Below are 25,425 nucleotides of genomic sequence, written 5' to 3'. Positions count from 1 at the left end.
ACCGAGGACGCTAGCCCGACAACCGCCAATGTGGTGTGCCTCACACTTCTTCCTCTTTGCTTTATCCTTGTGACAGATTAATCAATAACTGTGAGTGCGATCTCTGTTCATGCATCAGTGTTACCGGTAACTTTACGACGTAGAACGTTGGTAACATAACTATTACATCCAGTGTTTCGACCAATCGCATTCCAGGACTTTGGAATAAGTGGAAATAAAACAAGGACATCCTACTATGAAAGCAATAACGAAAACCCTGCTCGCTGCCTCTATCTCTGGCTTGTTCTCTGTGTCAGCGATGGCGGCGGATTTTAATCTGAAAATCCAATCCTCTGATCCCTCAGGTGATCTCAACTTTAAGGTTCAGCAGCGCTGGGCGGATCGTGTTGAGACCATGTCTGATGGCCAAATCAATATCGATTTATTGCCTGTCGGCTCTGTGGTGAAACACACCGAGACCCTTGGGGCGATAAAAATGGGGATCCTGGACGGCCATGTCACCGCCACGGGCTACTTTTCGGGCAAAGATCCGGCCTTTGGCTTGATTGGTAATATGGTCGGTGCCTGGTCCGATACCACCCAGCTGCTGCAATACATGAATTACGGTGGCGGGAATGAGCTGATGACTGAGCTTTACGCTCCGTACGGCGTGCAGTTTGTAGGCGCATCGACCACAGGCGTTGAGTCGTTTATTTCCAAAAAACCGATTGATGGCGTGGCTGATCTGAAAGGGCTCAAATTGCGTGCCCCGGAAGGCTTGGTGCAGCAAGTGTTTGCCGCTGCTGGCGCCACACCGGTTAACTTGCCGGGCTCGGAAGTCTTTACCGGTCTGAGTAAAGGGGTGATTGATGCGGCCGATTACACCGTGTTTTCCACCAACCAAAAAGCGGGCATGAATGATATTGCACCGCACCCAGTGCAACCAGGCTTCCACTCGCTGCCACTGATTGATATCTCTATTGCGCAGAAAAAATGGGACAAGATGCCGGAAGACTTGCAGACCATTTTGAAAACCTCTGTTCGTGACTTTTCTTACGACATGACCACCCAACTGAAAATGGCAGATATGGCAGCTGTGAAAGAGGCCAAAGCCAACCCAGAGATCACTATCCACGATTGGTCTGACGAAGAGCGCAAGAAGTTTCGTGAAATTGCCAAAACCCAATGGAAAGTGTTTGCCGAGCGCTCACCGAATGCACAAAAAGTGTATGACTCAGTGACCGAGTTCTTAGAAACCAATGGCTTGTTGTAAGCATTCATCCTTGTCTTGTCAGTGATAGGAGGGCATCGCCCTCCTGATTGTGGACCTATTTTATGACTGAACAAACACCTCATACCCCGCCCGAGCCCGACGAGCACCCAAGAAACGTACTCGATAGAGCGATCATTAAGGTGAGCCACCTATTAAGTTGGTTGTTTATCGCCACCGTCTTTATCTCTTTTTATGAAGTGGTGATGCGCTACCTGTTTGATTCGCCCACCACCTGGGTGCATGAAACGGCCTCATTTATCGGCGGCTCTTTGTTCATTATCGGTGGGATTTATGCCTTCGCGGCCAATCGCCATGTGCGTGTCGTCCTGGTTTACGACGCGGTGTCGTCACAAACGCGCAAATACCTCAACCTGGTTCATCACCTCGTGGGGCTCGCGTTTGCCAGTATGCTGGCTTATTCATCCTACTCGCTTGCCAAGGAAGCTTGGTTTGCACCTTGGGGCGAATTACGGCTTGAGACCTCGGGGTCTGTGCTTAATGCGCCCTATCCGGCGCTGCTTAAAGGGCTGATTTTTATCGCGCTGTGTATTCTCGTGATCCAGTTTGTATTGCATCTCATCCAAGAGCTGATGGGACTGAGGAACAAAGACGATGTTTGATTTATCTTCGATTGGACTGGCATGGGGAAGCCTGCTCATGCTGGTGATGCTGATTGGACTGCTGCTCACTGGAATGCAATTGGCGTTTGTGTCTGGGTTTGTGGCGATCTTTTTTACCCTCTTTTGGTTTGGCCCCGAGGCGATGCCATTAATTGCCAGCCGTACCTACAGTTTTGCCTCTGGTTACGTCTTTTTAGCCGTGCCGATGTTCGTATTAATGGCTGCACTGCTTGACCGTTCAGGCATTGCCAAAGATCTTTTCGATGCCATGAAGTCCCTAGGGCGCAAGGTGAGAGGCGGGGTCGCGGTACAAACCATTTTAGTCGCGGTGTTGCTGGCTTCTATGTCTGGCGTGATTGGCGGTGAAACCGTGCTATTGGGGATCTTGGCGTTACCGCAAATGCTCCGCCTTGGTTATGATCGCAAACTGGCGATCGGGACCACCTGTGCCGGGGGCGCGCTCGGGACCATGCTGCCGCCCAGTATCGTACTGATTATTTACGGCATGACCGCCAGTGTATCGATTGGAGATTTGTTCAAGGCATCCTTTCTCCCCGCCTTTATTCTTGCCGCCTGTTACATCGCTTATGTGTTGATTCGCTGTAAGTTAAACCCATCTCTGGCACCGATCCCAAGCGACAGCGGCGAAGAAGAGGAGCCGCAAGTGAGCTACTTTAAAGCGCTATTTTTCCCGCTTTTCTCGGTAGCGGTGGTGCTTGGCAGTATTTACACCGGGGTGGCCTCGGTCACTGAAGCCTCGGCGCTTGGCGTGGTGGGGATCATGCTGTCTGCGATTGTCCGTGGTGAGATGAATCTTTCGATGCTCAAAGAGAGCGCGATTGCCACCATGCGCACTTGCGGGATGATCATGTGGATTGGCATTGGTGCCAGCGCCCTGGTGGGAATCTACAACCTGATGGGCGGGATTGATTTTGTTGAACAAGTGATCCTGAGCCTAAGTGGCGGCAGTGCGATAGGTACCTTGCTTATCATGATGGTGATCTTACTCGTCTTAGGGATGTTTCTAGACTGGGTCGGGGTGGCGCTGTTAACCATGCCGATCTTTGTGCCCATCATCACCGGGCTTGGTTTTGACCCCATTTGGTTCGGGGTGGTGTTCTGCCTCAACATGCAGGTGTCGTTCCTTTCGCCACCATTTGGACCCGCTGCCTTTTACCTTAAATCGGTCGCCCCGAAAGACATTAGTCTTGGTGAGATTTTTACCTCACTCCTGCCTTTTATCGCTCTGCAAGTGTTCGTGCTGTCATTAGTGATTATCTTCCCTGAGTTGGCAATGTGGTGGCAATGATCATGGTATTAAAACAGCAATATCGAGTTCTCAAGGTGTTATCGCTGGCGTGTAGCCCGGCTAAGGGTTGTGGTGTGCAATGAAAGTAAAAAAACTATTAATCATGGGGGTTTCAGGGTGCGGCAAAAGCCTGATTGGCAGTGAAATTGCCTGTGCACTCGACCTGCCTTTTTATGACGGTGACGATTATCATCCCGCTGACAATGTAGAAAAAATGCGGCAAGGGATCCCACTGACTGATGCTGACCGTAGTGGCTGGTTGCGCACCTTGAACCGTCTGTACACCGACAATGAAGCGGCGGTGATTGCCTGCTCAGCATTAAAACCGGAGTACCGCGACGTTCTGCGACAAAACAACCCAGAGTTAGTGATTGTCTACCTGCAAGGGGATTACGCCACGATTTGGTCACGGCTACAAAAACGGGCTAACCACTATTTTCATGGTGAAGCCATGCTGCGTAGCCAATTTGACGCCTTGGTTGAGCCCAGCGCCGAAGAGGCCTTGTTTGTCGATATTTCTTACCCCGTCGACACCGTGGTCGCGCACGCGTTGCAACAAATAAAGGAGGTGGAGTCATGATGCCATCACAGATAAGTCTGGTTGGATTAGGTGTGATGGGGAAAAGCCTGGCTTTAAACCTTGTCGATCATGGCTTTAACGTCGCAGGCTTTGATATTGATCCGCATCACCGGCAAGCGGCGCGCGAGGCCGCGCTGCCCCTCAATCAGGTCTCGGGAAAAGGCCAGCTAACGGTGGTCGATTCGCTATCTCAGCTGCTGGTCAGTTTGCAAACGCCGCGTGTTATCGCCTTGTCGGTGCCCGCCGGCGAAGTTGTTGATCAGGTGATCGATGAGTTGTTGGCGGCGGGCCTGGCACCTGACGATATTGTTATCGATACCGGCAACAGCCTGTGGACAGATAGTGAGCGGCGCGCCCACGACTACCAAGGGCAGTTGCGCTTTTTTAACACCGCCATCTCCGGTGGGGAAGTGGGCGCGCGTACCGGCCCTTCGCTGATGGCCAGTGGCGATGCGTCAGCGTGGGCGCAGGTTAAACCCATGTGGTTGGCGATTGCGGCAAAAGTGGATCACGCCGGTCAGCCTGTGGGCCAGTTTGAGCAGGGGGAGCCGTGTGCCGCTTATCTAGGCGGGGCGGGCGTGGGCCATTATGTCAAGATGGTACATAACGGCATTGAATATGCGGACATGCAGTTAATTGCCGAAGCGTATCATTTTATGTCGCAAGCACTAGGACTGTCGGCGGTGGAAATTGGCCAATGTTTTGCCCGTTGGAATCAAGGGCCACTCAATAGCTACTTGATGGCAATCAGCGCCGAAATCTTGCAAACCCCAGACCCTATCACAGGTAAGCCGTTCGTCGAGGTGGTGCTGGATAAAGCCGGCCAAAAGGGGACAGGCATGTGGACGGCAGTGAATGCGCTGCAAACTGGTGTTGCGGCACCGACCATTGCCCAGGCGGTGTTTGCACGCGCCCAAAGTGGCTTAAAAGCGGTGCGAGTGGCGGCTGCGAAAACCCGCACTAACCCAGAGTCTGTTGCATATGATGATATTGATACACAGCTTGGAAACCTGCACGACGCCCTGTATTGCGCCAAATTATCGGTGTATGCCCAAGGGTTTGACCTGATCAACACCACCGCGCAGCAACAAGGCTGGACACTGGATTTTGCGCAAATTGCCAAGATTTGGCGCGCAGGGTGCATTATCCGCGCACAGTGTTTAAGCGAGATTGCCAGCGCGTATCAACAGACGCCAGATGTCGATAACTTACTTCTTGTCGCGCCCTTTGCCGAGGCGGTGAGTCGGCAAGCTTCCGGCTGGCGTGCGACCGTCGCCAGTGCCGCGCAAGCGGCGGTGCCTATTCCCGCGATGGCGGCGTCATTGAGTTATTTTGATGCCCTGTACAGCGAGGTGTTACCCGCTAACTTGCTTCAGGCTCAGCGCGACTATTTTGGCGCCCATGGCTATGCACGCGTGGATGACGATGAGTCACGCCAGTACCATTTGACCTGGAGTGAGCAGCCAAAGCGACAACAAACACGATAATAGAAGGCGCGCTGTGATGGGCGCGCCTTTTTGTTACACGTAACAACAAAAAGGGCCAAAGAGTGGGTATGATGGAGCCAAAACAAGACTGCATCAACGACAGACCCAGATGGCGAATAAGAAAAAGCGACCGACATTACAAGACATTGCCGACCGAGTCGGCGTCACCAAAATGACAGTAAGCCGCTGTTTGCGCGATCCGGCGATGGTCTCGGACGCCGCCCGTGAAAAAATCCAATTAGCAGTAGAGGAGCTGGGTTATATTCCCAACCGCGCCCCCGATATTCTTTCTAATGCGAAATCCCACGCGATTGGCGTACTGGTGCCTTCCCTGACCAACCAAGTCTTTGCCGAAGTGATCCGCGGGATTGAATCGGTTACCTCACCAGAGGGCTATCAAACCATGATTGCCCACTACAGCTACAGCGCCGCGCTCGAGGAGCAGAGCATTGAGTCTTTGCTCTCGTATAACGTCGATGCGATTATTTTGTCCGAAAATGTCCATACCGATAGAGCGCGTAAAATGCTGCAAACCGCCTCGATTCCGGTGATTGAAATCATGGATAGCGTGTCGCCACGCCTCGAGCAAGCGGTCGGTTTTGACAACACCAAAGCCTCGCGGGATATGACCAACGCCCTGATTGAAAAAGGGCGTCGATGCATTGCATATTTTGCCGCTCGTATGGATGAGCGCACGCGCTTAAAGCTTGAGGGTTATCATCAAGCGATTGCTCAAACCCAGCAAATGCCGATCAGCCTGCAAACTGAAGACGCCTCGTCATTTACCTTAGGGGCCAAGTTACTCGGCCAACTGCTTGAATTACATCCCGAGGTGGATGGCATTGTTTGCACCAACGATGACCTGGCGATTGGCGCTTTATATGAGTGCCAACGACGCGGAATCAAGGTGCCGGAACACATTGCGATTGCCGGTTTTCACGGTCACGACATCAGCCAAGCCATGCTCCCCAAACTGGCGACAGTGATCACCCCCCGAGAAGAAATCGGCCGCGTCGCCGCCACCGAGCTTATCGCCCGACTCCGCGGTGCCGACACCTGGCCGAGCCACATCGATCTTGGCTACCGCATCGAACACGGGGAGAGTATTTGAGGTAGGAGCCATGGCACAGCGGTGGGGCGTTGTCTGTGAAAGCGTTAACCGCTATTTATCGCCAGCGTGAGCCTGGTTGCCAGCAAGCGCACGAGCAAGCGGATCGTACTTGCCCCAGTGGCTGCGATCCGGCATCACGCTATTTGCATCAGCCTCACGATAATGCTGCTTCCTTTGTTCAGTTATTTAAGCGCTCTGTCGCAGCCAATAGCCGTCGTGAAGTGTTATTAGCAAAATTATCGTTCAGTTTTAATTGGCTGAAAGCCTTTGTGCCCGCCTCTAGGTCTACACATTGTTACCTATTAAGTCACTTTGTGTAGACCTCAGATGAGAGTCTGACTTAACTCTTAGTTGCTATTGTTTGAAAAATATAGAAAAGTGACCCTTTCATAGCGCCTACAACCCGTGGTTTGTAAGGTGAAACTGACTCATCACGTGGAAGGAAAAATGCAGCAGGTCGGAATTTATGAGCAGCTGGTAACGCAGCTTATTGAGAGCCGTATTGATCGAGAAAGATTTTATGTTGGCGAGCGGACGCTTACCAGCAACGAGGCGTCAGTTTGGTTGTCTCGCTTTTTATCGCATGTTTTGCACCATGTGCTCGACGCCGTGCCTGCCAGTGATGATCGCCTAGAGCAGCAAATCACACTATCCAACCAATTCTTGCTGTGGCTGAAAACCAAGATCCACGATAAAGACATTATCGACGATAATTTGCTCGCGAGTCAGGGGAAAATCCTGACGGCCCTTTATGAGTTTGAAAACCCGATAGCATCTGATTTAGCGCGTTATGTGCAAGATGTTTTCCCACTCACCGGCTTAACGCAAAGTGAGCTTTTTTGTGGCAGTAATGCGGGTCTTTCATTGGAGTCAGAGCTGAAAAGAGAGATTTTATCCGCAGACAGAATTTATTGGTTGGTGTCATTCATCAAATGGGCGGGGATAAGAATTTTTCGAAAAGAGCTGGAAGCCTTTACCCGTAGTGGTCGCGAGTTAAAGGTCATCACCACATCATACATGGGCGCGACAGACGCGAAAGCGGTGGAGTATTTAGCCAGCCTACCTAATACCGAGGTGAAGTTAAGCTACAACACTGAGCGCGAGCGTCTTCACGCAAAAAGCTATTTGTTTCTGCGCGAGACCGGCTATCACACCGGTTATATCGGATCGTCAAACCTCTCTCATTCTGCACTGACGAATGGCTTGGAGTGGAACCTCAAAATTACCTCGCAAGAAATTCCCCATATTATCAATAAATCACTCAGCACCTTTGAAACGTATTGGGCCTCGAATGAATTTGAACGATTTGACGGAGATGTAAAAAGCACCGAAAAACTGAATCAAGCCCTTCGGCAGCAGCGCGGTGGCGAAGAAGATGGTGCTACGTTTTTCTTCGACCTCTCTCCTTTCCCTCACCAGAAGGAGATTTTGGAGCAGCTGACGGTTGAGCGTCAGACGCATCAACGTTTTCGCAACTTAGTGGTGGCGGCAACAGGCACTGGTAAGACACTGATCTCTGCGTTTGATTTCGCCCGTTTTTTGAAAAAACACCCTGATGCCAACTTTTTATTTGTGGCTCATCGTGAAGAAATCCTTAAGCAGGCGCGTGCGGCCTATCGAGGCGCATTACGTAACAGTACCTTTGGCGAGCTGTGGGTCGGTGGTCACACGCCAGATCATTACCGTCAGCTGTTTGTCTCGATTCAAACATTGAACAACCAGCTCGATACGCTCAACTTGACGGCCGATTACTATGACTACATTGTGATTGATGAAGTGCATCATATTGCTGCGAGCAGTTATCGCGCGGTTTTGCACTACTTTTCGCCGTCAGTACTACTGGGTCTGACGGCGACACCCGAGCGTCACGATGGCGGCGATATTCTCGCGGATTTTGGTGGTGTTATTGCGGCTGAGATTCGGTTGCCAGAGGCGATTAACCGTCGTCATCTTTGCCCATTCCAATATTTTGGTATTGATGATGATACCGATCTGAGGACCATTCCTTGGCAGCGTGGCCGCTATGATATTGCACAGCTGACTAACCTCTATACCTCCAACCAAGCACGGGTGGATAAGATATTACTCAGCATGAACGAGATCATCACGGATCTTAGCCGTATGAAAGCACTCGCTTTTTGTGTGAGTAAAGAACACGCTCAATACATGGCTCAACAGTTTTCACTGCAAGGGCTTAAGGCGGATGTGTTGACCAGCGACAATCGGCATGAACGCCAGCGAAAGCAGCAATCGCTGCGCGTCGGTGAGATCAATGTGCTTTGTGTGGTTGATATTTTCAACGAGGGGGTCGATATCCCTGAAATGGATACCTTATTGTTTCTGCGTCCCACCGAGAGTTTAACCATTTTCCTTCAGCAGCTAGGCCGCGGTTTACGGTTAGCCGAGGGCAAAGAGTGCTGTACCGTCCTGGACTTTGTCGGTCATTCGCGTCCAGAGTATGACTTTGCAAACAAGTTTCGGGCGCTGGTGGGCAAGAGCGCTCGAGCGATCAATCGCGAGATTGAACAAGGCTTCCCCCATGCGCCTTTGGGCTGTCGTATTGAGCTTACTAAGCGCACCCAAGAAATGGTCTTGGATAACATTAGCAAAGCGTCTCTAACGCTAAGGCGCTTAGTGGCAATGGTTCGGCAATATCCTCAGCACACCCATCTGCCGATGACGCTAGCGAACTTTCTAACCTTGTATCCGCATATTGATTTGAACGAACTATACAAGCGAGGCTGCTGGTCAGAATTGGTGTTCAAAGCAGATCTGCAGGTCAATGATGCTCCTGTTGATGAAAGTGCACTTAAAGCAATCAAGAAGGCGATTTTTCAGCGGATTTTAACTACTGATGATCATGCGTATCTAGAGTTTTTAAAGCAGCTTTGCCAAACAGATTTTGCGCCTGATACGGGTAGCGAACGGCATCGACTTATGTGCCATTATGATGTTTGGCAACAAACAGGGCCAGCTCTTGGCTTTTCATCCATTGCGCAAAGCTTTGCCGCGTTAAGGCGGCTGGGCATCAAAGCAGAATTAATGGACGTGTTGGACTGGAAACTGTCACAAACCAAGCATGAGCAGTTAAGGATGGACGATTTGCCTGATGTGCCATTACGGCTTCATGCTCGATATGCGCGTGAGCAAATTCTAGTTGGGTTTGGTGCTACCACTTTGGAGCGGCAGCCACCTGCACGAGAGGGACTTTATGCGCTGAAAGATCAAAACATTGAGTTGTTATTTGTCACCTTGGATAAAAATGAAAAGCAATTTTCCCCGACGACCATGTATCACGATTATGCGATCAACGCATCACGCTTTCACTGGCAGTCGCAAAACAGCTCGCGCCCTGATAAAGGCCGAGGCAAAGATTACATTCAACATCAAAAGATAGGGAAGCGCCTGTTTTTGTTTGTACGAGAGCAAACTAAAGATGAATTCGGGCGTACCATGGGATTTGTGAATTTTGGCGAAGTGAATTATATCTCACACACCGGCTCTCAGCCGATGGATATTACGTGGGAGCTGGTCACCCCGATGCCAAACTTTATGTGGCAGCAAGCGGCGAAGTTGGCGGTAGGCTAGGGGATGGCGAATCTTTTGTAGACACTGGTTGGATGAATAATGTGGGAGGGTAGAGCAAGCTATGACTGAGAATACGTGGACATTGATTGGGCTTTGGCTATTTTTTACTGTGGTATTCGCGTGGTGCGGGCTCAGCCTAAAAATCCAAAAAATGAATCAAAACAGTGAAAAGCGGGATAACACAAGCGGTTAATACAGATTTGCTTTACCGCTCCCGCAAAAGGGGCCTACTCGCATAACGCTATAGGCGATACAAAACAACCCGACATGTAGAGCCGAGCTGTCTTTATATGACTGATAGTTAAGCGCCGCGAACCGTTATTGTTCACTCAATATTCTGGATCTGCTCGCGCATTTGTTCGATAAGCACTTTAAGTTCGACGCCGGAGGCGGTGATCTCGGTGTTGATTGATTTGGAGGCGAGGGTGTTGGCTTCGCGGTTGAACTCTTGCATCATAAAGTCCAAGCGTCGGCCGCAGGCGCCGCCTTTTTTGAGGATTTTATGTGCTTCTGAAACGTGTGAGTCGAGGCGGTCAAGCTCTTCTGCGACGTCGACTTTTTGCGCCAGCATCACCATTTCTTGCTCAACGCGGGCTGGGTCGAGTTCCACTTGTGCTTCTTCTAAGCGCGTGGTTAAACGTTCACGCTGCCACTCAATCACGGTGGGCATCTTTTCACGGACTTTGATCACTTCGGCGCTAATGGCATCGAGTCGTTGCTCAATCAGGGCTTTCATGTTCTCGCCTTCACTGGCACGTGCGGCGATAAAGGCATCGAGTGCTTCATCAAGACCAGTTAATAAGGCGCGGTGTAGCTCGTCGGTGTCTTGCTCCGGCGCTTCCATCACGCCTGGCCAGTTCAGGACTTGAAACGGATTGATGTTGCCTTCACCCGCGGTCTCTTTCACCCATTTGGCGGCGTGAATCACTTGCTTGGCCAAGGCTTCATTGATGGTGAGCTTATCTTGGCTGGCTTGTGAGGTATCAAAGCGCAGGTTGCATTCCACTTTGCCGCGGGCTAGGCGCTTGCGAAAACGCTCGCGTACCACAGGCTCAAGGCTACGTAGCTGCTCAGGCATGCGAATGTAGGTTTCGAGATAGCGCTGGTTAACGGAGCGGATTTCCCAAACCGCGTTGCCCCAATCGCCCTTGAGTTCTTGACGGGCGTAGGCGGTCATACTGTGGATCATGTGTACCTGCTCTTGTGTGCTGAAGGTGAATGGCAAAGATTATACGCATCCACGCCCCTGTCGTCAGCTGTCTTGGTCTGTCGGGCGGACAGGGATCGCAAGCGGGCGGAGAAACACGTATAATCGCGCCCACATTCTGTCAGTCAATAAGGTAACTTGCATGCGCCCAAGTGGAAGAGCACTCGACCAAATTCGTCCCGTTAGCTTTACCCGCGGTTTTACGGCCCACGCAGAAGGCTCTGTGTTGGTGTGCTTTGGTGATACCAAGGTGATTTGTAACGCCACGATTGAAGAGGGCGTGCCGCGCTTTTTAAAAGGCAAGGGCCAAGGTTGGGTGACTGCCGAGTATGGCATGTTGCCACGTGCAACCCACACCCGTAACCGTCGTGAAGCGTCAAGCGGTAAACAAGGTGGCCGTACCGTCGAAATTCAACGTTTGATTGGTCGCAGTTTGCGCGCCGCGGTCGATTTAAAAGCACTGGGTGAGCGCACCATTACCGTTGACTGTGACGTGATTCAAGCCGACGGCGGTACGCGCACGGCGTCCATTTCGGGGGCGAGCGTGGCCCTGGCAGACGCGCTTAACGCGCTGGTACGTGATGGCAAGCTTGCAGCTAACCCGATGCGTGGGCATGTGGCCGCTGTGTCAGTGGGTATTTATCAACAAACGCCGATTTGCGACCTTGAATACGTGGAAGACTCGGCGGCAGATACCGACATGAACGTGGTGATGCTCGAAGATGGCCGCATGATTGAGGTGCAGGGCACCGCCGAAGCGGAGCCGTTTACCCCCGATGAGCTAAACGCGATGCTCGCGTTGGCCAGTAAGGGCATTGATGACATTGTCGTCGCGCAAAAATCGGCACTCGCCGACGCATAACAGATTGAATAGCTCCCACATCGGGGGCTATTTTTTTATCTATCCGACCCGGGTGACATGTGGCGTGTCACCAAGACAACCAAGAGAGGAACGAATGAAAGCCTATCAGCGCCAGTTTATTGAGTTTGCCCTTGAGCGAGAGGTATTAAAGTTTGGCGAGTTTACGCTTAAATCAGGGCGGAAAAGTCCGTACTTTTTTAACGCCGGCTTGTTTAACACCGGGCGTGACTTGGCAAAACTGGGTGAATTTTATGCGGCCGCGTTGATGGATGCAGGGATTGATTACGATGTTTTGTTTGGTCCTGCGTACAAAGGGATCCCGATTGCGACCACCACCGCGGTAGCACTTGCTGCGCACCATAATGTGGATACGCCTTATTGCTTCAACCGTAAAGAAGCCAAAGACCATGGTGAGGGCGGCAACTTGGTCGGCAGCGCGCTGAGTGGCCGTGTGATGTTAGTGGATGATGTGATAACCGCAGGCACTGCCATTCGCGAGTCAATGACACTGATTCAAGCGCAAGGGGCGCAGCTTGCTGGGGTGTTGGTGGCAATTGACCGCCAAGAGCGCGGTCAAGGTGAATTGTCGGCGATTCAAGAAGTGGAGCGTGACTTCGATTGTCAGGTGGTTTCCATTATCAGCTTGTCGGACTTGGTCGCCTATTTGGAACAAAGCCAAGCGGATCCGGCTCATCTAGCGGCGGTGAAAGCGTACCAGGCGAGCTACGGGATTTAAGTTACAGGTGTGCAGCTGGCTGGCTTGAGTGCGCCAGCTGCACTACGCTCGTTGCGCTGCTATTCACTGCAGTTGATTGGTGAGCAGTTGCCAGTATTGCTCGAAATTGGCGGTCGGCAGCTGTTTAAATGACGAGCGTACGTAGCGACAAAAGCCGCCTTCTACTTGGCTAATCAATTGGCTGGCAAGCACCGCCTCATCTAATGGAAACCCTTTTCCCTCACGTAAACGACGCTCGCGCAGTACTTGCTTAAGCTGTGCCTCGACGCGCTCAAACAGCTGGTTGATACGCGCTTGTAACCTATCTTGCTCAAACATCAATGCATGACCTGTCATAATGCGCGTGAGCCCCGGGTTGCGCTCACCAAAGGCCAGCAATAATTGCAAGATCAGTTTGAGGCGCACCAAGGTATCCTTTTCTTCCTCAATGATCAGGTTGATGCGGGATAACAGTGAATCTTCAATAAATTCGATTAATCCCTCAAACATCCGCGCTTTACTGGGGAAGTGGCGATAGAGTGCCGCCTCAGACACTCCGACTTGTTCGGCGAGTTTGGCCGTGGTGATGCGTTGGCTGCCTTGGGTTGACTCCAGCATCTGCGCGAGCGCTTGGAGGATCTCTTCGCGGCGATTACTTTTTTTTGGGGCTGCCATGGGTGCGATTCCTTTGTCTTTTTATCTATCACACTGGCGACCAGTAAAGGAGGCATCATGGAGAGGTGTCGCCCAGTGTGAGTCTTTCCTCCTATCTTAGCGACGAGGTCTCTGTATTAAAAGCAAAAAGCGTGGCCATGGCGCACGCTTTTGAACTTGTATTTTTGCTCAATATAAGCTGTTTGTATTGTGTGGTTCAGGGTTGCTTCTGACAGGTTTGTTGTAAATAGCACGCGTGAATGTGTGCCATGACATTGCGCGCTAATAAGCGTTTTTCCTCGACGGGCAGCGCCTGGTCGCCGCCAGGCCAGAACAGATGTAAGGCATTGCGATCGCTGTTAAAGCCTTGATCGGATTGAGACACATCGTTAGCACAAATCATATCAAGCTTTTTGCGCGCCAGCTTGTCACGCGCGTAGGCCGCGACATCTTGGGTCTCGGCGGCAAAGCCGATCGTAAATGGACGATGTGACGTTAAGCCCGCTACCGAAGCAATAATATCGGGATTTTTTACCATGGTGACGGTCATCGCGTCTTTATCCACTTGCTTTTTCATCTTCTGTTCGGCGATGTGTTGTGGACGGTAGTCCGCGACCGCGGCACAGCCGATAAAAATATCTTGGTCGGTGATGCGCTCATGCACCGCATCATGCATCTGTTGGGCGCTGGTGACATCAATACGCGTGATTCCTGCTGGCGCTGACAGCGCAACCGGGCCAGAGACTAAGGTGACGTCGGCCCCTAAACTGGCTGCCGCCTCGGCGAGGGCATAGCCCATTTTCCCTGAACTATGGTTAGAGAGATAACGAACAGGGTCCAAGGCTTCGCGGGTAGGACCGGCGGTAATCATCACGCGCTTGCCTGAAAGCGGTTTGGGGCCGGCCCAGCGTTCGCATTCAGTCACTAAGGCCAGCGGCTCGAGCATGCGCCCAAGGCCCACATCGCCGCAAGCTTGCGCGCCACTGTCGGGGCCCCATATCAAGCAGCCGCGAGCACGCAGTCTACGTAAGTTCGCCTGAGTGGCTTGGGCGCGGTACATTTGCTGGTTCATTGCTGGCGCAATCGCCAGAGGCGCATCGGTGGCCAAGCATACGGTGGTGAGCAAATCATTGCCCATGCCTGCGTGTATCCGGGCAATCAAATCGGCAGTTGCCGGGGCAATCAGCACGAGATCCGCCCATTTAGCCAGTTCAATGTGTCCCATTGAGGCCTCGGCAGCTGGGTCGAGCAAGCTATCAGACACGGGATGCCCAGAAACGGCTTGCATGGTCAATGGCGTAATAAACTCTTTTGCGGCATGGGTCATCACCACCTTGACGGTGGCCCCACGCTCGATGAGGCGGCGGGTGAGATCGGCACACTTATATGCGGCAATCCCGCCACCCATGCCAAGCAGAATACGTTTACCGGCCAGCGTCTGGGCTGGCTGCTGTGAACTATTGGCCATAATGCTCTGTGTGTTTGAACGACAATGACGAAACCATACCATAATCCTTAGCGCAAAAAGCTTGTTTGAGCGCATGAATCCGTATGGGGTGTGACGTGCGTTGGATGTGATATGGCTAGCGCGTGGCTGAAAGCATTGACGGTGGCACATGATAAAACCACGAGCGCGCCGCAGTTACATGGAAAAGCTATTGCGGCGTGAAAGAGGCTTACTTTAACTGGCGGCAACGTTGAAGAGGGAGCACCATGAGCCTAAAAACCTTGCCACAAGACTGTCGACCCAGAGAGCGTTTATTAGCGCGAGGGGCGGAAAGCTTATCGGACGCCGAGCTGTTGGCGATTTTTCTACGCACCGGCGTCACAGGGATGAGTGCGGTAGCGCTGGCTGACCACCTGTTGCAGGATTTTGGCTCGCTCCGGGCGCTGATGGGCGCCGACCAAGGGGCGTTTTGTCAGCGAAAAGGACTGGGTAGCGCCAAATATGCCCAACTTCAAGCTGTGCTTGAGCTGAGCCGGCGCTATTTAAAAGAAACCTTAAGCAAAACTGACGCACTGACCAGCCCGGACCATACTCGCCGTTATCTCTCGACGTTACTGCGCGACCGGCCTCGCGAGGCCTTCTACGTTTTATTTCTCGATAATCAGCATCGCGTGATAGCCGATGAGCAACTTTTTGAAGGCACGCACAATGCGGCGAGTGTTTACCCACGAGAAATTGTTCGCCGCGCGCTCGAATTGCATGCCGCTGCACTGATTTTGGCCCATAACCACCCATCGGGCGTGGCAGAGCCGAGCCAGGCAGACCGACATATTACCGATAGAATTGCCAATGCCTTGTCATTAGTGGATGTTCGCGTGCTTGATCACCTAGTGATTGGGGACGGAGATGTGGTATCGTTCGCCGAGCGAGGTTGGTTGTTATCCCCTTAAGGATCGCCATTGGCGAAAAAAACGATCAAAAAGCGCATAAAAGGATCTGCTCGGGACTTGAGCAATGTGAATTCAGTTAGTATAATGCGCCACCTTTGATAGCCTTGACCTTCGACCTGACCTTAACGATGCAGGACTGGCGGACAAGGTTGATATCGAGCCGAAACGATTTTGGAGAGACTTTCATGTCACGAGTATGCCAAGTAACTGGCAAGCGTCCTGTAGTTGGTAACAACCGCTCTCACGCTAATAACGCCACCAAGCGTCGTTTTCTGCCGAACCTGCAAACTCATCGTTTCTGGGTAGAAAGCGAAAAACGCTTCGTTAAACTGCGTCTATCTACTAAAGGTATGCGCATCATCGACAAAAAAGGCATTGATTCTGTACTTACAGAAATGCGTGCCCGCGGTGAGAACGTATAAGAGGAATTAGAGAATGGCTAAAAACGGCGTTCGTGAGAAGATTCGTCTAGTATCCTCTGCAGGTACTGGTCACTTCTACACCACAGACAAGAACAAACGTAACATGCCTAGCAAATTCGAGATCAAAAAATTTGATCCTGTAGTTCGCAAGCACGTTATGTATAAAGAAGCCAAAATCAAGTAAATTGATCGACGCTTTGAGAAAGACCCAGCTTCGGCTGGGTTTTTTTATAACTAAAATCTGGCCGCATTTGCGGTTATACTGCGGAGGACACGCGTAACGTCCTCAGGTGAACCGACATGAAGCTAAAGCGGCAGACATGGAATAACATCCTGATTTTCTCAGTGGTGGTTTTTTTTGGCTTAATGCTGCTGCCAGATTATTTGCGCCATCAGCGCCAAGCACGGGCGACGCCTGAGGGGGTAATCGCGCTGGTTGAATCGCGCAGTGAAGTGCTGTCGTTGCGGTTCTCCCATTTAACCCTGACGCGTACGTTAGAGGGGTGGCAATCGGATAAACCCCTGGTAATTAGTCCGACAGAGCTCGCTCAGCGCTGGTTGGGGCTGACTGGGACACAAATCGATGACACCACCTTGCAGTCGTTGCGACCCCAATTAACGTCTCCCCGTACGTTGGAGCTTACTCGCAGCCCCGACCAAGAGCCCATTCGCATTACCTATTATCAACAACCCCAGTTTTGGTTGATGCAAAACGAACACGGCCAATGGTTAGCTGTGTCAGTGGATAGTCGGTATCTTTTCCCGCTATCAAAGTCGTAAATATTAAGAGCTGTGTTATGCCCGAGTTACCTGAAGTAGAAGTAAGCCGTTTAGGTATCATGCCGTATGTCGAAGGGCAAACGGTCACCGAGATTACCATTCGTCAGCCCAAGCTACGCTGGCCCATTCCCGAAACGTTACAACAGTTGAAAGGCCAGGTGATACGTCGCGTCACGCGTCGCGCCAAGTATCTTTTATTGGAGACGGATGTCGGTACTGCGATTGTGCATTTGGGGATGTCAGGCAGTTTGCGGGTGCTGCCCACGTCACTGGCACCGGAAAAGCATGATCATGTTGATGTGACACTCAGCAATGGTCGCTTAATTCGTTACCACGATCCGAGGCGTTTTGGCGCCTGGTTGTGGCAGGAGGGAGATTTGCCGCATCCCGTGTTGGGAAAGCTCGGCCCTGAACCACTCACCGATGCGTTCAATTCAGATTATTTGCTGGCCAAGGCGGCAGGCAAAAAAATGGCGATGAAAAGCTTTATTATGGACAATGCAGTCGTGGTGGGCGTGGGGAATATTTACGCCAACGAATCGCTGTTTTGTGCTGGAATCCACCCTAAACGTCCTGCCGGTAGCCTGACGCAAACAGAAGCGACGGCGCTGGTGGATGAGATAAAAACGGTGTTGGCCGCGGCGATCACGCAAGGCGGTACGACGCTAAAAGACTTTACGCAGGTAGACGGGAAGGCCGGTTACTTTGCTCAAGCGCTACGCGTTTACGGAAAGTCGGGTGAGCCGTGTCCAGCCTGTGACACGACCCTTGAGCGCATAGTCATCGGCCAGCGGGCAACTGTCTTTTGCCCACAATGCCAGCCCTTATGACGACGTCTTGCTTTGCAGCTTTTCTTGTAAGGCCGTTAGCACGCTAGGCGCGACAAACTCACTGGTATCACCGCCGTGCAACGCGACCTCTTTGACCAAGGTAGAAGAAATAAACGAATGCTCCTCTGACGGAGTCAGAAAGACGCTTTCCAGTGCGGGCATCAGTCGACGATTCATATTGGCGAGTTGGAATTCATACTCAAAGTCGGAGACCGCACGCAAACCGCGCACCAGAATATTGGCTTGGTACTGTTTGGCAAAATTGACCAGCAACCCTGAAAACCCAACCACAGAGACATTGGGAAGGTGCGCGGTGACCGCTTGCGTGAGTGCCACTCGCTCATCCAGATCGAACAATGGTTTTTTGCTTGGGCTAGCCGCAATCCCCACAATCACATCATCAAACATCCTTGCTGCCCGCTCAATCAGGTCCAAATGACCATTCGTGATGGGATCAAATGTGCCTGGGTAAATCACGCGTGTATGCTGTTTGTGTGTCACGAGCTTTTCCTTAAAAACGTTGATCTGGAAAGAGGTTATCAAATCCTTGTCCATCACGCATTGTTCTTACGGTCCCGTGAGGTATCGCCTGTGAATCCATTGACGAGCAAGGTACACTAATGTGCGCTAGCGTGAGTGCGCAAACAGGAAAAACCGTGAGTATAGAAGTAGAGCAACGCGAAAACGAGTGTATTTGGTACGATCCGGCTTTAGTGGAGGGCGACCCTCGCCAGTATTTTGATATTCATTTTTGGCACCAGCAAGCCGCTGTCACCGGTTCAGCCAAAGGGCGCGGTACCACGTTCTTTATCCGAGGGCCGAAAATGGAGATGGCGTTACGTCATTACTATCGCGGTGGTTTGTTTGGTAAATTCGTGAAGGATCAGTATTGGTTTCAAGGGTGGGAGGCGACCCGTTGTGGCGCTGAGCTCAACTTACTGGCCTATCTTCGCGAGAAGAAAATGCCTGTGCCTCGCCCTGTCGCTGCACGCGCGGTAAAAAACGGCCGTACCTATCGTGCTGATATCTTGGTGGAGAAAATTCCAGGTGCACGCGATCTGGTCGCTATCTTGAGTGAAAATAGCTTACTTGCCCATGATTATCGTGCCATTGGTCGTTTGGTTCGCCGCCTACATGACGCTGGCGTGTGCCATACCGATCTGAATATCCACAACATTTTGCGTGATAGAAAAGGAAAGCTGTGGCTGATTGACTTCGATAAGTGCCAACAGCGCGATGGCGAACAGTGGAAAGAGGATAACCTTGCCCGCCTTCATCGCTCGTTTAAAAAAGAAAAAGAGAAGCGTCAGATCCGTTGGCAACCCGAGGATTGGGCTGCCGTATTAAAAGGCTACAACCATATCCGCAAGTAGCACTAGCGTGGGTGATTAAGCCAGGGCGCGATCGCCTGCAAAGTGCGCTCGACCGCGCCGCGATTTTGCTCTACCACAGAGAGCCCAGCGTTGCCGGCTTGTGCGGCAAGGGCGGGTGCACTGAAAAAAGCCCCGATTTTGGCAGCGAGATCTTGGCTGTCGTTACACACCTGTAGGGCGCCAGCGTCAATCAGAGCATCACCAATCACTTGGAAATTATAATAGCTTGGGCCTGTTAAAAGGGGCTTGCCTAACGCCGCGGGTTCAAGCAGGTTATGCCCACCCACTTTGGTACCCAGAAAACTGCCCGCCATCACTACCACATCTGCGCCAGCAAGGTAGGTCATCATCTCTCCCATGGTATCGCCAAGATAAACTTGAGTACTGAGTGCCAGCGGCTCACCTTCGGTGCGTCGTTGCACACTGAGGCCTTGGCTAGCCACTTGCTGGGCAACATCATCAAAACGTTCAGGGTGGCGAGGGACCAGTATCAGTAGCGCGTCTGGGTAATCGCGCAGTAATACACTGTGAGCGGCGAGCAAGGTGGCGTCTTCTCCCGCGTGAGTACTGGCACCTATCCAGCAAGGGCGATCACCGCGCGCTTGGCGAAGTGTGGCACCCAACGCCGGATCCACGGCTTTAATATCAAATTTCACCGAGCCAGCCACTGCAAGCTTGTCGTTAGCGACACCGAGGCTTGCAAAGCGCGCTTGGTCGTTTTGATGCTGACAAACGATTAAGTCGATATGTTTACTCATGGCTTGAAAGAGCGGTGCGATTTTCTGATAGCGTTGGCAAGCTTTTTGAGAAAGCCGGGCGTTGATAACCGTAATGGGAATGCCCGCTCGACCCACATGATGCAAGGTATTTGGCCAAAGCTCAGTTTCCATGATCACGCACACCCGTGGTGACACCGCGCGGAGAAAACGTTTTACCGAAAAAGGAAAATCAACCGGCATATAGCGGTGTATGATCCCATTAAGACGCCTGGCCTGCTCTGCGCCGGTGGCGGTGGTGGTGGTGACCAGGATCGGCACGTCTGGATAGGCTTGTTGCAGCGCGCTGATCACCGGCTTTGCCGCGAGAACTTCCCCCACCGACACCGCATGGAGCCAAATAGGCTGACCGTCTACGTTGGGCGTACCGCCAAAGTGCTCACGCCATCGCTCGCCAACAGCAGGCTTACCAGGCCGTTTACGGTACAGCCCAATAAGCAAAAAAGGGGCGGCAAGCGTGAGTAAGAGTGTATATATCCAGCGCACAAGTTAGCTCCTATTGATGGCTCCTCGCCATGATAGCGTCTTGATGAGTATTTGTTGATGTTTGATTGTCGGTAATAGCTCACGCCTTGGATGTTGTGAGCGCTAAGCGATGATGAAACTGTGCTAAAGTTGGCGCCATTTAGCGGAGAACAACAGCGATAACATGGGAATGCTTAAAAAAATAAAGAAAAGTATTAGAGAGCGGAAGCAGCGGCATCGGAACCAACGGGATATTGAAAGCATTTTTGCCACGCGTCTTCGTCAAGAGCAACTTCACCAACAGATGCTTTCTCATTCAGCCTCACTGGTGACATCTAAAGCCTATTTTGATGCACCCTTGGTGGTGAGTTTAACCTCGTTCGCCGAGAAGGTGCACGAAGTGTACTTGGTTATCGAATCCTTGGCGCAGCAGACGTGCCCACCAAACCGCATCATTCTTTGGCTGGATGAGAAGGAATACAGTGACGTTAACCTGCCTCATTCTCTAAAAAGACAATGTGAACGTGGGCTGGAGGTGAGGTATTGCGACAATATCAAGTCGTATAAAAAGATCATTCCCACACTGACACTAGCACCAGAGGCCTATATTTTAACCGTCGATGACGACGTTATGTATCCGCACAGCATGATTGAAGGGTTAATTCGCACTTGCCGCTATCATCCGGGGCATATTTATGGGCATAGAGGACACAAAATCACCACCCGTGGTGGCGAAGTGCGACCCTACAAACGCTGGCAATACTGCGCTAGCTTCTCTGCACCCAGTCATCATCTGATGCTCACTGGCTGCGAGGGGATATTATATCCGCCGCAATCGCTTCATCCTGATGTGCTCGATCAGTCATTATTCATGCAGCTTGCGCCGAACGCCGATGACTTGTGGCTAAAAATCATGGCAATCCGCCAAGGCAGTCTGTGCATGAAAGTGCCATATAGCGATCCATCGCTTGCTTTAAAACGGCACCGTGCGATTGGTCTAGCGCAGGCGAACATTCGCCAAGGTGGCAATGATAAGCAACTTAACATGCTGCTTGACCATTATCCTGAGGTCAAACAGGCATTATTGGCTGATGCTAGCGCGTGATCACTTGTTGGTAGAGATCTTGATAGGTGATGGCGGTTTGGGAGATATCACACGCAGCCGCTTGCTGGTGGCTGCCTTTAATAAGGTGAGCTCGCAGCGCGTCTTGTTGAGCAATGTCCGCGATATGTTGTGCTAACTGATTGGCGTTGCCTGGCTCAATGAGATGTCCGGTGACCCCATGTTCAATGATATCAGGTATCCCGCCGGCTCGAGCGCCTATCACGGGTAGCCCTGCTGCCATCGCTTCTAAAATAACCGAGCCTAAGCCCTCTGTGTAGGAAGGATGGACAAGCAAATCGGCCGCTGCGAACCAATCTCCCATATTGGTTTGTTTACCCATAAAATGCACATTCGTGAGCCCCTGAGCTTGCGCCTCGAGTGACGCGCGCTCTTTGCCATCACCCAGTAAACAAAACTGGATGTTGGTGTCTTGTTTCGCAAGTTTGCGAGCCGATTCGATAGTGACGTCAAAACCTTTGTGGGCATACATGTTCGCCGCATGAATCACCAAAAACTGCCCCGGGAATCGTGATTTAATCTCCTCAACCCGAGAGGGTGAAACCGGGTAGCTAACTGGTGAGCTTGGGATCTTAACCCGTTGAGCGGCTGGATGATGTTTTTCAAGCTGACAGAGAATCTCCGAGCTCAAGCCGACCAGCGCACTGGCTTTGCGGTACGCAAATTGATTTAACCACTTTTTCTTTAAAGGGTTATCAATACGGCGTGTCACTATGTAGGGAACACGATGCAATAGGTGTTGAAGCAACGCCCAATAAATGGCGCGGCCTTCGTGGACATGGACCAGATCGCATGTTGCGGTGATTGAGCGCCCGTGTCGCCGAGTATAGTGCGGACAAAGCACGATCTGGCATTGAGGTATCGCACGGAGTTCGTTGACCAGCGGGCTTTTGGGGTTCACCACTGCGGTGAGCTGATAGCCCATTTGGGCTTGTTGCTGGATCAAGGTGAGGGTTTGACGTTCACCACCGCTAAAACCTGATGCGAGATTGACGTGACAAATGTGCATATTGTCACCACACCTTATTGAAGTCTTCGTTTTCTAATACTGTCGGATCGCGTTGAAACTCCAAGAGCTTGGCATATTTAAGGTAGCTATTAACGGCTGAGCTCAGTGCGACTGTCATACCGTCAACACCCCCTAAAAAGCCCCGTTGAAACAGATATTTGCGAATAAAGGCATTGAGTCCGTGTATAAACGGTGAGAATGCGTTGGCGCGCTTGCCCTTTTGATACATTATTTTCGCGGCACGGCCGCTAAAGTTACGCCCAGGTTTGGCAAAGAGCTGTCCGATGTTCTCAAAGGAGTAGTGGATAAGATCGCAATCAAGCTGTTTAGGATTTTTAGCCTGTACTGCCGCGTGTTGCTTAACCTCGGCAAAACGGGTTTTTGACTTGTTATACAAGCGAATGCAGTAATCTGGATACCAACCGCACTGTTTCACCCAGCGGCTACCAATATGGTTACGACGGCGAAAGGCAAAGGCGTCATGCTCAGTATTAGCCAAATCTAGCGCTTGGATTTGCTCCACTGCCTCTTCGGTAAGACGTTCGTCAGCATCAATACTGAGGATCCATTGATTGTCAGTGTGCGCCAAGCCAACGTTTTTTTGCAGGCCATCACCGAGGTAAGGCTGCGTGATAACAGTCGCATCAAGCTGCTCAGCAATGGCAATAGTGCGATCTGAGCTTTGCGAGTCAACCACCACAATGTCAGAACACACCTGCTGGAGCGACTCGATACAAGCTTTGATGTTTTTTTCTTCGTTGAGCGTAATGACGACGCCTGTGATCATGATGACCTCTAATAATTAATACTGGGAACGAGCCACGCGTGACGTGAACCAATGCAACAGTTTTAGGACTTTGAGTTTGAGTTTGAACATATAAGAGTCTTCTACACCATACATGGCCTTAATATGTCTTTTATACAAGTCTGAAGGCGCTCCTTTCCTTTTCAGGTGTTGTATATACTTAAAGCAAGACTTTTGAAACGGGTAATAGAGGCACCGCTTGCCAGAGTAAATATTATATATAGAGTCGACAATTGTTATATAGTTAAGCTGATGCTCTGCGTCATACGAAAGTTGATTGGTAATAGAGTGACTTCTTACTCGATAATAAATAATGCTGTTATCTACTATCTGTATCCTAGGTTCAAGAGAGAATACTTGCCAGTAGAACTCTTCATCCTCGTGGATGATACCTTCTTTAAAGGTGAGCCCTTTAATAAAATCATGTCGATAGAGTTTGTTCCAGACGACAAGCTCGAGTTGAAAAAAATTCCTCTTTAAATCTACCTCTTTATGCCTTTTTTTCTTATAAGGCGTGTAGTGATTGGTGCTCTCGTGATAGACAGTCGCACTTCCAGCAACAACGTCAGCCTTTGCTGAATTAGAGACCAAAATGGATATTGCGTCTTGAGCTAGCCAGTCGTCAGCATCGATGAAAAAGATGAATTCGCCAGTTGCAAGAGCAAGCCCAGTATTACGTGCCGCTGAGACTCCTTGATTCTCTCTGTCTACAATATGTAGCCTTCTATCTTTCTTCGCAAAGGATTTACATACATGAAGGCTACTATCAGTAGAGCCATCATTGATGCAAATAATCTCAAGGTTGTCATATGTCTGGTTAATCACTGACTCTAAACACTGAGCAATAAAAGCTTCAACATTATAGACAGGAATAATGATACTCACTTTTGGGTTATGCATGAGAGGCCTTTTTATACTCAGACACAATTTTTCCACAGCTGAACTGGGCCAACTTTTCATTAACGTAGGTTTGCTCTGCGTCCGACCATGACGAAGTGAGCGACTTGTGCATTTTATCGGCGAGCGGCTCAGGCTCTTGGGCGCTGAGGTACTTTTCGAGTTCACCACCCATTATTTGGTGCACTCCGCCGGGGGAGTCCGTGCAGACGATGCGCGTGCCACAGGCCAGTGCTTCAAGTAATACCATGCCGAGCCCTTCAAATCTTGAGCTCAGTACAAAAAGATCGGCGTGTTGAAACCATGGGAATGGGTTTTTCCGTGCACCTTTGAAAAACACGCGATGTTCAATATTGAGTGCTTTTACTGACGCCTCGATATTGTCTCTATCTTTACCTTCACCCACGATAACCAGATCGTGATGGATATCATATGTCTTAACAAGGTGCGCGTATGCTTCGACCAGTAATGTAAAGTTCTTTACTTGGGTGAGTCGCCCAAGGCCAAGAATAAAAGGTCGAGGGTGCATATCGGGCTCTACCTTGTCCGCCTGCTCACGGATATACACCTCGTTATTAGGGTTGCTAATCACTCTAGCTTGAGACGGCGTGATGGCATGTGTTTGAGTCAGGGATTGGAACGTGTTGTAGGCACCATCTGAGACGCAGACGATATGTTTCTTATCGAACAATGCTCGGTAAATAACGCCGGAGAAAATACCATATTGCTGTGGCTTGATAATGTTTTCGCAGACATAAACAAAGCGGTCATCATGCAACGGCCAGAGCTGTTCAAAGGTGCCTTGGCCACGAAAAATGACCAAATCAAACGGTCCTTTTTCTGCTTCGAGCCGCCGGAGTTTTCGCTTGAAGAAAAAAGCACTGGGATAAGCAAATAGCAGCGGGAAGGTCTTGCTGATGAACGCATTAAATAGTTTGCAAATCAGATAGTAAAATGCACCTATGCCCGTTTTCAATACTGATTGTTTAAGATCAAAAAGGCGGACGTCAACATCCGACGTTGGCTTTATATCTTGAGGTCGATTTTTGAGATAGATTAACGTGGCATCGTCACCATTGGCGGCGAATGCATCGGATAAATTAACCGCAACTCTCTCCATACCACCGAGTTTCAGACAATTGACGACAATCGCGACACGCATA

General features: G+C 50.9%; 26 protein-coding genes. 17 read left to right on the top strand and 9 right to left on the bottom strand.

Going from position 1 to position 25,425, the window contains the following annotated elements; translation table 11 throughout:
• The first annotated feature begins 235 nt into the window (after window positions 1-235).
• From BZG25_RS06700 to BZG25_RS06665, 8 genes are all read left to right on the top strand, one after another.
• On the top strand, window positions 236-1,252 hold the full coding sequence (locus tag BZG25_RS06700; protein ID WP_046074670.1) for a TRAP transporter substrate-binding protein: 1,017 nt from the start codon (window positions 236-238) through the stop codon (window positions 1,250-1,252).
• Window positions 1,253-1,314: 62 nt separating this feature from the next.
• Entirely contained in the window at window positions 1,315-1,872 is a 558-nt protein-coding gene (locus BZG25_RS06695) for a TRAP transporter small permease subunit (RefSeq protein WP_077606753.1), read from the top strand.
• Window positions 1,865-3,181, top strand: coding sequence for a TRAP transporter large permease subunit (locus BZG25_RS06690; protein ID WP_077578197.1), 1,317 nt, complete (start codon window positions 1,865-1,867; stop codon window positions 3,179-3,181). Before BZG25_RS06695 ends, BZG25_RS06690 begins: the two co-directional genes overlap by 8 nt.
• 79 nt (window positions 3,182-3,260) lie before the next feature.
• On the top strand, window positions 3,261-3,761 hold the full coding sequence (locus BZG25_RS06685) for a gluconokinase (protein ID WP_077638721.1): 501 nt from the start codon (window positions 3,261-3,263) through the stop codon (window positions 3,759-3,761).
• A complete protein-coding gene (gene gndA / locus BZG25_RS06680; RefSeq protein WP_077638720.1) occupies window positions 3,758-5,248 on the top strand; it encodes an NADP-dependent phosphogluconate dehydrogenase in 1,491 nt (496 codons plus the stop codon). The genes BZG25_RS06685 and gndA overlap by 4 nt, the downstream gene beginning before the upstream one ends.
• Window positions 5,249-5,357: 109 nt before the next feature.
• Window positions 5,358-6,359 (top strand): gluconate operon transcriptional repressor GntR, encoded by a 1,002-nt coding sequence (gene gntR / locus BZG25_RS06675; protein ID WP_077638719.1) that lies wholly within the window; start codon window positions 5,358-5,360, stop codon window positions 6,357-6,359.
• Window positions 6,360-6,394: 35 nt separating this feature from the next.
• Entirely contained in the window at window positions 6,395-6,679 is a 285-nt protein-coding gene (locus BZG25_RS06670; RefSeq protein ID WP_077638718.1) for a hypothetical protein, read from the top strand.
• A 127-nt stretch (window positions 6,680-6,806) separates the two neighbouring features.
• Entirely contained in the window at window positions 6,807-9,947 is a 3,141-nt protein-coding gene (locus tag BZG25_RS06665) for a DUF3427 domain-containing protein (protein WP_077638717.1), read from the top strand.
• 325 nt (window positions 9,948-10,272) lie between these two features.
• Here the strand turns inward: BZG25_RS06665 and BZG25_RS06660 are convergent, their stop codons facing one another.
• Window positions 10,273-11,136: a YicC/YloC family endoribonuclease gene (locus BZG25_RS06660; protein ID WP_077638716.1), complete on the bottom strand. Its 864-nt coding sequence runs from the start codon at window positions 11,134-11,136 to the stop codon at window positions 10,273-10,275.
• Between the two features lie 160 nt (window positions 11,137-11,296).
• Here BZG25_RS06660 and rph point away from each other — a divergent pair, with 160 nt between their 5' ends.
• Complete coding sequence (rph, locus tag BZG25_RS06655; protein ID WP_046074690.1) at window positions 11,297-12,016, top strand: ribonuclease PH; 720 nt, start codon at window positions 11,297-11,299, stop codon at window positions 12,014-12,016.
• Between the two features lie 94 nt (window positions 12,017-12,110).
• Entirely contained in the window at window positions 12,111-12,752 is a 642-nt protein-coding gene (gene pyrE, locus BZG25_RS06650; RefSeq protein WP_046074691.1) for an orotate phosphoribosyltransferase, read from the top strand.
• 63 nt (window positions 12,753-12,815) lie between these two features.
• Here the strand turns inward: pyrE and slmA are convergent, their stop codons facing one another.
• Together slmA and coaBC are read right to left on the bottom strand one after the other, a co-directional pair.
• The gene (gene slmA / locus BZG25_RS06645; RefSeq protein WP_077578225.1) at window positions 12,816-13,406 is read right to left on the bottom strand and encodes a nucleoid occlusion factor SlmA; all 591 of its coding nucleotides are present in this window, start codon (window positions 13,404-13,406) and stop codon (window positions 12,816-12,818) included.
• 196 nt (window positions 13,407-13,602) lie between these two features.
• A complete protein-coding gene (gene coaBC, locus BZG25_RS06640; RefSeq protein ID WP_077638729.1) occupies window positions 13,603-14,853 on the bottom strand; it encodes a bifunctional phosphopantothenoylcysteine decarboxylase/phosphopantothenate--cysteine ligase CoaBC in 1,251 nt (416 codons plus the stop codon).
• 245 nt (window positions 14,854-15,098) lie between these two features.
• Between coaBC and radC the strand changes: the two genes are divergently transcribed.
• The 5 genes from radC (at window position 15,099) to mutM (ending at window position 17,814) form a co-directional block, all read left to right on the top strand.
• Entirely contained in the window at window positions 15,099-15,782 is a 684-nt protein-coding gene (gene radC, locus BZG25_RS06635; RefSeq protein WP_046074694.1) for a DNA repair protein RadC, read from the top strand.
• Between the two features lie 185 nt (window positions 15,783-15,967).
• A complete protein-coding gene (gene rpmB / locus BZG25_RS06630) occupies window positions 15,968-16,204 on the top strand; it encodes a 50S ribosomal protein L28 (protein WP_046074695.1) in 237 nt (78 codons plus the stop codon).
• A gap of 13 nt (window positions 16,205-16,217) precedes the next feature.
• A complete protein-coding gene (rpmG, locus tag BZG25_RS06625; protein WP_046074696.1) occupies window positions 16,218-16,388 on the top strand; it encodes a 50S ribosomal protein L33 in 171 nt (56 codons plus the stop codon).
• Between the two features lie 116 nt (window positions 16,389-16,504).
• The gene (locus tag BZG25_RS06620; RefSeq protein WP_046074697.1) at window positions 16,505-16,984 is read left to right on the top strand and encodes a hypothetical protein; all 480 of its coding nucleotides are present in this window, start codon (window positions 16,505-16,507) and stop codon (window positions 16,982-16,984) included.
• Between the two features lie 17 nt (window positions 16,985-17,001).
• Window positions 17,002-17,814, top strand: coding sequence for a bifunctional DNA-formamidopyrimidine glycosylase/DNA-(apurinic or apyrimidinic site) lyase (mutM, locus tag BZG25_RS06615; protein ID WP_046074698.1), 813 nt, complete (start codon window positions 17,002-17,004; stop codon window positions 17,812-17,814).
• Here the strand turns inward: mutM and coaD are convergent.
• Window positions 17,809-18,357, bottom strand: coding sequence for a pantetheine-phosphate adenylyltransferase (coaD, locus tag BZG25_RS06610; protein WP_371326849.1), 549 nt, complete (start codon window positions 18,355-18,357; stop codon window positions 17,809-17,811). The genes mutM and coaD overlap by 6 nt on opposite strands.
• Window positions 18,358-18,476: 119 nt before the next feature.
• Between coaD and BZG25_RS06605 the strand changes: the two genes are divergently transcribed.
• Window positions 18,477-19,187, top strand: coding sequence for a 3-deoxy-D-manno-octulosonic acid kinase (locus BZG25_RS06605; RefSeq protein ID WP_241828666.1), 711 nt, complete (start codon window positions 18,477-18,479; stop codon window positions 19,185-19,187).
• A gap of 2 nt (window positions 19,188-19,189) precedes the next feature.
• Here the strand turns inward: BZG25_RS06605 and waaA are convergent, their stop codons facing one another.
• Window positions 19,190-20,449, bottom strand: a complete 1,260-nt coding sequence (waaA, locus tag BZG25_RS06600; RefSeq protein ID WP_077638715.1) for a lipid IV(A) 3-deoxy-D-manno-octulosonic acid transferase — start codon at window positions 20,447-20,449, stop codon at window positions 19,190-19,192.
• A gap of 169 nt (window positions 20,450-20,618) precedes the next feature.
• Here waaA and BZG25_RS06595 point away from each other — a divergent pair, with 169 nt between their 5' ends.
• Window positions 20,619-21,533: a hypothetical protein gene (locus tag BZG25_RS06595; RefSeq protein ID WP_077578230.1), complete on the top strand. Its 915-nt coding sequence runs from the start codon at window positions 20,619-20,621 to the stop codon at window positions 21,531-21,533.
• Here the strand turns inward: BZG25_RS06595 and BZG25_RS06590 are convergent.
• From BZG25_RS06590 to BZG25_RS06575, 4 genes are read right to left on the bottom strand one after another with little or no spacing between them, the layout of a single operon-like run.
• Window positions 21,523-22,560: a glycosyltransferase family 4 protein gene (locus BZG25_RS06590; protein WP_077578231.1), complete on the bottom strand. Its 1,038-nt coding sequence runs from the start codon at window positions 22,558-22,560 to the stop codon at window positions 21,523-21,525. The genes BZG25_RS06595 and BZG25_RS06590 overlap by 11 nt on opposite strands.
• A gap of 4 nt (window positions 22,561-22,564) precedes the next feature.
• Entirely contained in the window at window positions 22,565-23,347 is a 783-nt protein-coding gene (locus tag BZG25_RS06585) for a glycosyltransferase family 2 protein (RefSeq protein ID WP_077578232.1), read from the bottom strand.
• 15 nt (window positions 23,348-23,362) lie between these two features.
• Window positions 23,363-24,265, bottom strand: coding sequence for a glycosyltransferase (locus BZG25_RS06580; RefSeq protein WP_158010014.1), 903 nt, complete (start codon window positions 24,263-24,265; stop codon window positions 23,363-23,365).
• A complete protein-coding gene (locus tag BZG25_RS06575; RefSeq protein ID WP_077578234.1) occupies window positions 24,258-25,424 on the bottom strand; it encodes a glycosyltransferase in 1,167 nt (388 codons plus the stop codon). The genes BZG25_RS06580 and BZG25_RS06575 overlap by 8 nt, the downstream gene beginning before the upstream one ends.
• Window position 25,425: the final 1 nt, after the last annotated feature.

It is taken from the genome of Salinivibrio sp. ML198, assembly GCF_001996015.1.
Classification (GTDB): Bacteria; Pseudomonadota; Gammaproteobacteria; order Enterobacterales; family Vibrionaceae; genus Salinivibrio; species Salinivibrio siamensis.
The sequence above is the reverse complement of the archived record's forward strand: the minus strand, read 5'-3'. Positions and strand labels throughout refer to the sequence as shown.